Source organism: Bacteroidales bacterium (assembly GCA_031275285.1).
Taxonomy (GTDB): Bacteria; Bacteroidota; Bacteroidia; order Bacteroidales; family UBA4181; genus JAIRLS01.
The window spans coordinates 20,599-30,807 of record JAISOY010000130.1; the positions used below are offsets into that span (position 1 = coordinate 20,599).

Annotated in this window: 7 protein-coding genes; 4 read left to right on the plus strand and 3 right to left on the minus strand. The window is 42.9% G+C overall.

The genetic code is table 11. The features are described 5' to 3' along the window. The first annotated feature begins 9 nt into the window (after positions 1–9). Positions 10–1,986, plus strand: a complete 1,977-nt coding sequence (locus tag LBQ60_13610) for an NPCBM/NEW2 domain-containing protein (protein ID MDR2038954.1) — start codon at positions 10–12, stop codon at positions 1,984–1,986. A 188-nt stretch (positions 1,987–2,174) separates the two neighbouring features. Further along, positions 2,175–3,188: a galactose mutarotase gene (locus tag LBQ60_13615; GenBank protein ID MDR2038955.1), complete on the plus strand. Its 1,014-nt coding sequence runs from the start codon at positions 2,175–2,177 to the stop codon at positions 3,186–3,188. Between the two features lie 409 nt (positions 3,189–3,597). Here LBQ60_13615 and LBQ60_13620 read toward each other — a convergent pair whose 3' ends face one another. Continuing rightward, complete coding sequence (locus LBQ60_13620; protein ID MDR2038956.1) at positions 3,598–4,161, minus strand: energy transducer TonB; 564 nt, start codon at positions 4,159–4,161, stop codon at positions 3,598–3,600. Positions 4,162–4,500: 339 nt separating this feature from the next. Between LBQ60_13620 and LBQ60_13625 the strand changes: the two genes are divergently transcribed. Beyond that, positions 4,501–4,686: a hypothetical protein gene (locus LBQ60_13625; protein MDR2038957.1), complete on the plus strand. Its 186-nt coding sequence runs from the start codon at positions 4,501–4,503 to the stop codon at positions 4,684–4,686. A gap of 273 nt (positions 4,687–4,959) precedes the next feature. Next, positions 4,960–6,570 (plus strand): hypothetical protein, encoded by a 1,611-nt coding sequence (locus tag LBQ60_13630; protein ID MDR2038958.1) that lies wholly within the window; start codon positions 4,960–4,962, stop codon positions 6,568–6,570. A gap of 113 nt (positions 6,571–6,683) precedes the next feature. Here the strand turns inward: LBQ60_13630 and LBQ60_13635 are convergent, their stop codons facing one another. Further along, the gene (locus tag LBQ60_13635) at positions 6,684–8,945 is read right to left on the minus strand and encodes an inorganic phosphate transporter (GenBank protein ID MDR2038959.1); all 2,262 of its coding nucleotides are present in this window, start codon (positions 8,943–8,945) and stop codon (positions 6,684–6,686) included. A gap of 47 nt (positions 8,946–8,992) precedes the next feature. Next, the coding region (locus LBQ60_13640; GenBank protein ID MDR2038960.1) for a DUF3459 domain-containing protein at positions 8,993–10,209 on the minus strand (1,217 nt) is incomplete at its 5' end.

Below are 10,209 nucleotides of genomic sequence, written 5' to 3' on the forward strand. Positions count from 1 at the left end.
CACTATGATATGAAAAAGTTCTGGATAATAACCATCATCTGTATTTGTTTTGGTTGCAGCAGCAAAACAGAAATAAACTTAAGCAGCCTGGATATTTCCAAAATATCGAGTGGTTGGGGTAAGCCGCAGATGAACAGTTCGATAACACAAAAGCCAATGTCTATTGGCGGTAGGGCCTTCAAAAATGGCGTGGGTACTCACGCATACAGCGAAGCACATATAAAACTGGACGGTAGAAAAGGAAGGTTTGAAACCTATGTCGGGATTGACGACAATACATCTTCAGATTCATTGGCTTCCGTTATTTTTTACATTATCACCAATAAAGGAATCGCCTTCAACAGCGGATTAATGAAAAAAGGAGATGCCGCCATGCACGTATCTATAAATTTGAATGGTATTACAGATATGTTTCTGGTAGTGGATGCAACCTCCGACGGGAAAGATTACGATCACGCCAACTGGGCCGATGCAAGGTTTTATGTAAGCTCGACACCAGCTATCGTTGATGGCAGTCCGGACGAAGATTTTTATATTCTTACACCCAAACCTTCGGAAATTCCCCGGATAAACGGAGCAAAAATTTTTGGGGCTTCGGCCGGTAAACCCTTTTTGTTTACCATAGCCACAACAGGAAAAAGGCCGATGACCTTTCAGGCTGAAGGGCTTCCGGAAGGATTGGTTCTGGATGAGGGAAGAGGTATTATTACCGGAAAATGTCAAAAGAACGGCAGGTACAATGTAAAAGTAACCGCCAAGAATGAAAAAGGGCAATGTAGTGATGATATTGAAATTGTTGTGGGCGAGAGTCTTGCACTAACGCCGCACATGGGATGGAACAGTTGGTATATTTATGGTCCCTGGGTGACCCAGAAAAATATGGAAGAAAGCGCCAAAGCGATGTATGATGAAGGACTTGTCAATTTTGGCTACATGTATGTAAATATTGACGATGGTTGGGAGATAAAGGTTGGCAGCGACGATCCCGTAGTAGGGGGAAATGTGCGCGAAAAAAACGGAACAATAAGAACCAACAAAAAATTTCCCTATATGAAAGCGATGACGGATTATATCCACAGCCTCGGATTTAAAGCCGGATTGTATTCATCGCCCGGGGTAATGACATGTGCCGGATATGCCGGTTCTCTCGGACACGAAGCCCGGGATGTCAAAACCTTTTCCGACTGGGGATTTGATTTCCTGAAATATGACTGGTGTTCCTATTCGAGAGAAGTCGAAAAACCCGTTTCCTTAGCCGAATGCCGGAAACCGTACGAACTGATAGGGAAACTGTGTAAAGAAGCCGATAGGGATATAGTGCTCAATATGTGCCAATACGGTATGGGAGATGTTTGGAAATGGGGTAGGGAAGTTGGCGGACATTCATGGAGAACTACAGGCGACATAAATGGTGGAGGAACTGATTTGATCTCAAACATGTTCAACATTGGCTTTTTCCAGGAAAAATTGAAAAACTATTCTGGGCCGGGCGGATGGAATGATCCCGATTACCTGCTTGTCGGCAATATTTATGATTGGGATAGCAGCAAGATAAAACGTTGTCCGTTTTCGCCCAGCGAACAATATACTTATATGACCCTGTGGAGCATTCTCTCTGTTCCGCTCATTTTCAGCGGAGACCTGACCAGCCTCGACGATTTTACCAAAAATATATTGTGTAATGCCGAAGTGATTGATGTCAATCAGGATAAGCTGGGAAAACAGGGGTATTGTATTTATAATAAGGAGCTTATTGAGATATGGCAAAAAGAACTGTCGGATGGAAGCAAAGCCATGGCCGTTTTCAACAGAAGGCCGGTGGAGAGTGAAATAAGTATTCGATGGGACGAACTTGGATTTGACAGTGAACAGGTGTTGAGGGATTTGTGGCGGCAAAAAGATGTTGGAAAAACCGGGGAAAATGGTTCCTTTAAAATTCCGCGACATGGATGTATGTTCTTTAAAGTGTCGAAAACCAATATATAAAACGGCATGAGGTTGAATAAATGAAAGAATGGTATTGCATTTTTACGGCATTGTTGTTTTATATTGAAACGCATTGGGAATTTAAGTAATATAAAAGAATCAATGTCTTATTTGTTGAATGTAATCTATTTGATCAATGTGACTTAAGAAAACAATAAATAGCACTGAATGCTTAATTGACAGTTTTGATGGTTACAATTGAAAACATAATAACCGGTCAACCGGGTGATAAAGAAATTTACCTATTCCGGATAACCAATGAATCCGGTGCTTATGTCGAATTATTGAATTTCGGTGCAACCGTTTGTTCCATTGTCGTTCCCGACAGTAATGGGGTCATGGAAAATGTGGTACTTAATTATCCCGACATAAGAGATTATTTTACGGACAAATACTATTTAGGAAGCACCATTGGCCGTTTTGCCAATCGTATTGCAAATGCACGGTTCGAATTAAACGGCGAAGTATATCACCTGGATAAAAATGACGGGGAAAATTGTAATCATGGAGGCCATACAGGTTTCCATCAAAAAGTGTTCGATTATAAAATCGGATCTGATTCTATCTTCTTTTATACCCGGAGCAAGGATGGTGAAAGCGGATTTCCCGGAAATATGGATTTTTCCGTCCGGTATTCTTTCTCCGGTGATCATGTCCTTTCGATGCTCTATTCTGCTGTTTCAGATAAGGAAACTTTATTCAATCCGACCAGTCACGCTTATTTTAACTTGTCGGGAAATAAGGGAAATATATGGGATCACCGGGTGAAAATTTTCTCGGAAAACTATCTTGAAATGAATGAACATTTCCTACCGACCGGAATGGTTTTACCTGTAACAGGTTCGGGATATGATTTCCGGAAATATACTGCCATAAGCCAAAATGCACCTAAGAAAAGAGATATTTTAAAGGGATACAATACCTGTTTTGTCGGTTTTGATCCGGAAGAATTACATCAGCAGGCTTCATTGTATGATCTGGCTTCGCGAAGAAAACTGGATGTTTTTTCAACCATGCCGGGTCTTATTTTGTATACGGGTGATTATCTCGGTGGTATACACCATCCGTTTGATGGCTTATGCCTTGAACCGCAGTTTTATCCGGATGCTCCGAATCATGAAAATTTTCCATCCTGTATGATTTATCCGCATCAGTTATCTAACAGGAAGATACAATATGAGTTCTCTGTTTTTGATCATTAAGATACTACTGGATAGCTTTTGGTAAATTCCTGTGAAACAAGGAATGAGTCGGGCTCCAAGGATGGGAATCAGTCACCGGATTGAATGCAGTATTTTCACAGAGCGAATTCAGGTTACAGATGTGCTTACAAGCAGGCGAAAATAACATTTGATAACTGTCAGATCAGATCTAAACTATGCCTTTTTATTTTATCCTGTCCGCCTTTAGTTGTTTAGATTTTGGCATCTAATTGTTTCAATATCATTTTTTTTGTATCTTTCTAATTCAGGTTCACAATCTCTGTATCTTAAAGTACCTTCAATAATAGCTGACCATTGATTTATATTACCCGGATCATGCCTTGAAAGAATTAGAATATTCATCGATCTGGCCTGATATTTTTATCAGGCGGCACAAAATTTTCCAGGTTTAGCCGAAACCTACAACTTCAACTTCTTTAAGAAGTATGGTTTCTTTAGACAGCTTGGCTTTTTTTGAAGATGATTTTTCAATCTTACCTCCCATCCTGAAATTAATCGGGAAGGTGTAGCGCATTCTCACCGGTTTTCCATCTATCTTGCCGGGAGTCCAATCCTGCGATAAGTTGACTACGCGCAATGCTTCTGCTTCAAGCATAGGGTCGGCGCCGCCTACTACCTTTGTATTACTTATAGAGCCATCCCTTTCAACAATAAATTCTATAAAAACGCGTCCGGTAATACGTTTTCCATAGGGTATTGGAGGGTATACGGTATTAGAATACAAATATTTGTAGAACACTTCTTCTACGGGTTTGCCCCTATTGGAATACAAATATTTGTAGAACCCTTCTCCTACGGGTTTGCCCCTGAACAGGGGATATTCATCCACATTGTTGAAATAGATTTTATTTACATCAACTGACTTTTGCACGCTCTTGCAGGCAGACAGGCTCAAACCGACAAGCATAACACACACAACACCCGTTGTTCGGCAAACATTAAATATATTCATAAGATATTGATTTTTAATTTTTAATAAACGTTCAAAAATTAACCTGAATGATCAGCGGCTCTTTAATTTACCATTTAAATGTAACATCACCTTCATATAATTATCCCGTTCATTTTCAGGAGTTACATTCATAGTCATTGCCAGTTTATTAAGGTTCTTTCTTGTTAACTTCCTCATAGTATATGACTTTATTAAAGTAATACGATATCAAAGATAAAATCCAATGGTGCTAATTTACGTTAAATCGCAATATGTGGTATCCATCATATGGATAAATTTTACATTTGATTCACCCGCATCAGTTATGTGACTGGAAGATACATTATAAGTTCTCTATTCTTGATCATTAAGATACTAGGATTACCATTGGTAAATTCCTGTGAAACAAGAAACGGATCGGGATCCAATGATGGGAATCGTCTATCCGGATTGAATGCAGCATATTCACAGAGCGAATTCAGGTTACAGATGTATATACAAGAAGAAGAAAATAAAGAAGATACAATATTTGTTCTGGCAAATTAATAGGGTTTGTTGTTGAGTTACTATTTTTTTATCTTTGAACTTTGGTAATGAGGGAATATCGAGGGTTATAAGTCTTTTTATAAAATCAGGGATGATCGCATTGTTGGCTGCTTATTCAGATCAGCATACTTTTATTTCCCGGATTTCTGTTTATTGATAAAATAACCGGTGAAGAGATGCCAATAAATGAATGTCGTATGTGACAAATGTCATTAATCCAAAAATGTGACTAAAGAAAATAATAAATAGTACAGAACGCTTAAAATCAGTAAAATGGGAATATTTGTAAGATTCATTATTATAGCTTTGCTATTTCTACCCAATCAATCCGTACTGCCTGTGCAGAAATCGGATGGCTTTGATATTGCTCCGGCATCTGATGTGATTACAACAGATGGAATGAGTTTAAGCTTCCGGAGTAAAGTTTTGTATTACAGTGAATTTGGGGCTGTGGGCGATGGCGTAGCCGATGACTTCGACGCCATTATAAAGACGCATGCCCATGCAAATGAAGCAGGACTAAAGGTCTGTGCCGATGCAGGAGCAACATACTATATCGGTGGAGCAGGCAAGACTGTCCAGATACAGACCGATACCGACTGGGGCAACGCCAGGTTCATTATTGACGATACAAAAGTTGAGAACCGCAATGCGCAGATATTCAACGTGTCGTCCAAACTCCCTTCAACTCAGGTAACCACCGTGCAAACACTCCTGAAAAATCAGAAGAAACTGGATTTGTCGCTTTCTCATCGTTCATTTATAGTAGTCACCGATAACACAACGAAACGTTATATACGCCATGGGCCGAACCAAAACAAGGGCACTTCCCAGACAGATGTTTTTGTCGTCGACAAAAAGGGTAATGTGGACATGAAAGCCCCAATAATATGGGATTTTAACCAAATCACCTCTATGACGGCTTATCCGGTTGATGCAGAGACCCTGACTATCCGCGGGGGATATTTCACCACCGTTGCCAATCAGGCCGAATCGCGGTACACATACTATGCCCGGGGAATAAACATAATGCGGTCCAATGTGGTGATCGACGGAATTTATCATATGATCACAGGGGAACTTGACCATGGAGCGCCTTATGGAGGTTTTATATCGATATCAAATTGCACCGGGGTAACGGTGCAGAACTGTAAATTATCTGGGCACAAGACCTATGTCACGATTGGCAGTGCTAATGTACCGGTTTCGATGGGTTCGTATGACATCTCGGTGAATAGGTCTACCAACGTAACTTTCAGGAACTGTAAACAGGTGAACGATATACATGACACGAAGTTATGGGGGATCTTCGGTTCGAACTATTCAAAAAATATCCTGTTCGATACGGTGGAGTTTTCACGCTTTGATGCACACATGGGCGTAGCAAATGCAACGATAAAGAATTCGGTCCTCGGGCATCAGGGCATTAATATCATAGGGAGCGGTGTATTTCTCATAGAGAATACCAGAGTATGCGGTACGAATTTCATCAACCTGCGCGGCGATTATGGGAGCACGTGGGAAGGAGATGTAATTATCCGTCATTGCGAGTACATTCCGCGTAACGGTGCAAAGTCCGACGCTGTCCTGATCAGCGGCAGCTATTCGGGCCAGCATGATTTCGGATATACCTGCTATATGCCGGAAAAAATAATAATTGACGGACTTGTCATCGATGACAGTAATCCGATAGACAACTACCAGGGACCGAAAATCTTTGCTCCTTTCAATCATGCATACACCAACGAAGCATATCAGGAAAAGTATCCTTATGTGATAACCAGGGAAGTCAGGATAAAGAACCTGACAATCAAAAGCGGAAGGAAATACCTTATCAGCGATAACCGGTTTATGTTCCGGAATGTCAGGATAAAGGAAAAATAGGTGAAATTACCTGGGAAAATATTCAATATTGGCGGAAAGCAAACAATTATTCGCTAACTCATAAAAATAACCAACCTTCCGTATCGATCCGGAAGACCCGGAAGGTTGAAGGTTTATTTTTTATCTTTCGGTTTCTTCCGTTCTTTTTCGTACCCCATAAAGAGCCGTTGCGCCTTCATCAGGTTGCGCGATTGTAGTATCATCGCCTTGGTTTCGCTGATGATCTCCAAATACAGGATGCTGTTGCGCATGGTGCTTTCCTTGCCCTTAATACGCTTGATTTGTGATTTGATGTTGTCCACAAAAAGGTCGAAAATACTGTCTCGCTTGGCCAGCACATAATCGAAACTGCTGAAATCTGCAGTCCTCAGCATCTCCACTATGGCTTCATAGACCGTAGAAACCTCCTTGTTGACGGTTTCCAGGTCAGCTACCTGTTTTGCACTCAACCCCGTATGGTTATTGTCGATATAGTCGAAACTTACCCTGGTGATGAACATCAGCGATTTGGATACTTCGTACAGATAGTCGAGCACCTGCACGTAGTAATGTCCGGTATCCACGGCATCGTCCTGCAGCCTGTCCAATGTAGGCAACATCTCATAGGTTTTCCGTTCCTTTTCCTTTTTGTACAGATCCCGGGCTTCTCTGCAAAGCTTTTTCAGTCGTTTACGGTCTTCGTTGGCAAGCCCCTTCAATGTTTGCGTATAGATGCTGCTCATCTGACTGAAAGCGTCGTAAACGTCGGCGTTGCATTTTTCAACGAGCGAACTGCTGCCGGCAGAAAGTCCTTCGGCGAGTTGTTGCTTTTTCGCACGTTTTTTATGTAACATCGACGACTTTATGAGTAGAAAGATACACATGATCACCATCCCTGCAATGGCTATACTTTTCCCCCACATCAGGGCCAGCCCGACGATGGATGCCACAGTAAATGCAATTAAAGCGGTCATGAACCATCCCGAAATTACCGTCAATACGCCTGTAATCCGATATACGGCGCTTTCGCGGTTCCACGCCCTGTCGCTCAACGACGAACCCATCGCTACCATAAATGTTACATAAGTGGTGGATAACGGTAGTTTCAACGATGTCGCCAGCGAGATGAGCAGTGCCGAAATGGTAAGGTTCACCGAAGCCCGTATCAGATCGAAGGGCGCTTTGTTTTTCCTTTCGTCTGCCGTAGGTCTGAAACGCCTGTCGATAAACCGGTTGACACTTCCGGGCATAATTGACGTGAATTGCTTATTGATTACCCTGGCACTGCGTACCAATGCTCTGGATGCAGGCGTAGAACCGAAGCGTTCGATACCTTCTCCCTGACGTGCAAGGTTTACTTCGGTTTCGGTCACTGTCCGCGCCTTTTTCGAGAACCAGAGTGCCAGCACCATCACACCACCGGCTGCCAGCAGGTAAAGCGTATTGACGGTAACGGGTTTGGCAAGGTCTCCCATCATTAGTGTGTCGATATTCCCGCCTGCTGCACTATGTACCGAAGCTATCTCATATGATGAAATCCCGGCCATGGTTACGCCGATGAAGTTTACCAGGTCATTGCCTGCAAAAGCCAGTGCCAGTGCACATGTGCCGGCCAATACGATAATTTTCAGGATATTGATTTTGAATATATGTTGCAGGATAGCCATAATGATGGCAAAACCCGCAAAAATCGCCGGAAGTAATATATGTATGTTGCCCGAAAGCCATGCCATGGTATCTTTTGAGATCATGGTAGAACCTTTCATGCCTTTAAACAGGGTGAAGTAAGTAATCGCCGTCAGGGCCAGCCCACACCATATCGCACCGAGTTTCCTGAAAGTCTTCTTATAACGGAAAGAGAACAACAGTCTCGAAAGAAACATGATCACGCTTCCACAAATGAAAGCCACCACTACCGATACCAGAATGCCGGAAATAATGGTCAATGCCTTGCCAGAGTTGATGTAGTCGCCCAGTTCACCCATTGTTCCCGGGGCGGATGTCCATATCTTATAACATGCTACAATCACCGCCGAACCCAATAACTCGAAAATTAACGATACGGTTGTCGATGTGGGAAGCCCGAAGGTATTGAACATGTCTAACAATATAACGTCGGTGATCATCACCGCAAAGAAAATCATCATGATATCCGGGAAAGAGAACATATTCGGATGAAAGACACCGCTGCGGGCTATTTCCATCATACCGTTGGACGTAACAGCGCCTATCAGGATGCCGGCTGAAGCAATAGCAAGGATTACCCGGCGGGAAGCCACTTTAGAACCGATGGCCGAGTTGAGGAAGTTTACGGCGTCGTTGGAGATGCCAACGATCAGGTCGACCACAGCCAGGCCGACAAGTACGAAAAGAATGAGTAAATAGATATTGTCCATAAAAAAATATATTGCAGTAAAAGTAGACGTGAAATGTGATGGAAATATTAACGGATTGTTAAGATTTTGTTATGATTGTTCGGAGAAAGGCTGAGGGAAATAACCATTGCTTCGAAAGGTTGCAGTACTAATTTACTCCCTTCGTCGATACTATTCCTGTGTGTCGAAAATATTAACTCATCATCTTCGGGCATACCGGGAATGGTACGTTTTCGCGGACTAAAATTCAATATTACCTGTATTTGTTGATCTCCGAGTATTCGTGTGTATGACAGGATACCGTTATTACCGGTTTCCGTAAACTCTATCCCTCCTTGTTGCAACACGGTCATTTCTTTTCTCAAAGCAATCAGCCGGCGGTAAACGTTCAGCACGGAGTTTTCATCAGCTGCTTCATTTTCCGTATTCACGTGCTGATAATTCTTGTGCAGCGGCAGCCACGGTTCACCGGAAGTAAAGCCTCCTGCCGTACCAGCATCCCACTGCATGGGTGTTCGCCCCGGGTCGCGGCCGTTATATAACGGCCAGAACATTTTCCCATATTGGTCGTTGATTTGCCTGTATGGAATATGGACGTTTGTCATGCCGATCTCGTCTCCGTAGTAGATGAACGGTACACCTTTCAGTGTTAGTAACAATACGGCCAGCAGCCTGGCTTTTCCGGATGTATGCCGTTCCCGGCCAAAACGCTTCACGCTGCGGCCCATATCGTGGTTCGAGAAGGCAAAGCACGGCCAGCCTGCAGGTGGCAGGGCGTCATAGTATGATTGTATGGCCCGGTAATATTTACGGGCGTTCCAGGTACAGAAAAGTAACGAAAAGTCGAATGCCATGTGCAGCATATCATCGTTGCCGAGGAAACTTGCGACTAAATCCGGATCACCGGGTGGTAATACATATATTTCGCCGACGCTGGTCTTTTCAGGATACTCGTCGAGCAACGAGCGGAAATCACGCAATATGTCGTATGTTTCCGGCCTGTTCCTGTTGTAAACTTTTGTACGGCTTAATAAAGGGTTGTTTCGTAGCAGGCTGTCCTTCACGATCATATTCACTACATCGAGGCGGAAACCATCTACACCTAAGTCAAGCCAGAAACGGATATGATCGAAAAAAGCCCGCTTCATATCTTTATTGCGCCAGTTAAGGTCGGGCTGTTCCTTAAAAAAGGAATGGTAATAAAATTGCCCTGTAACCGTATCACGGTGCCAGGCTCTTTGGAGAAAGTTGGTCCTCCAGTTGTTGGGCGCCTTGCTATTCGTAT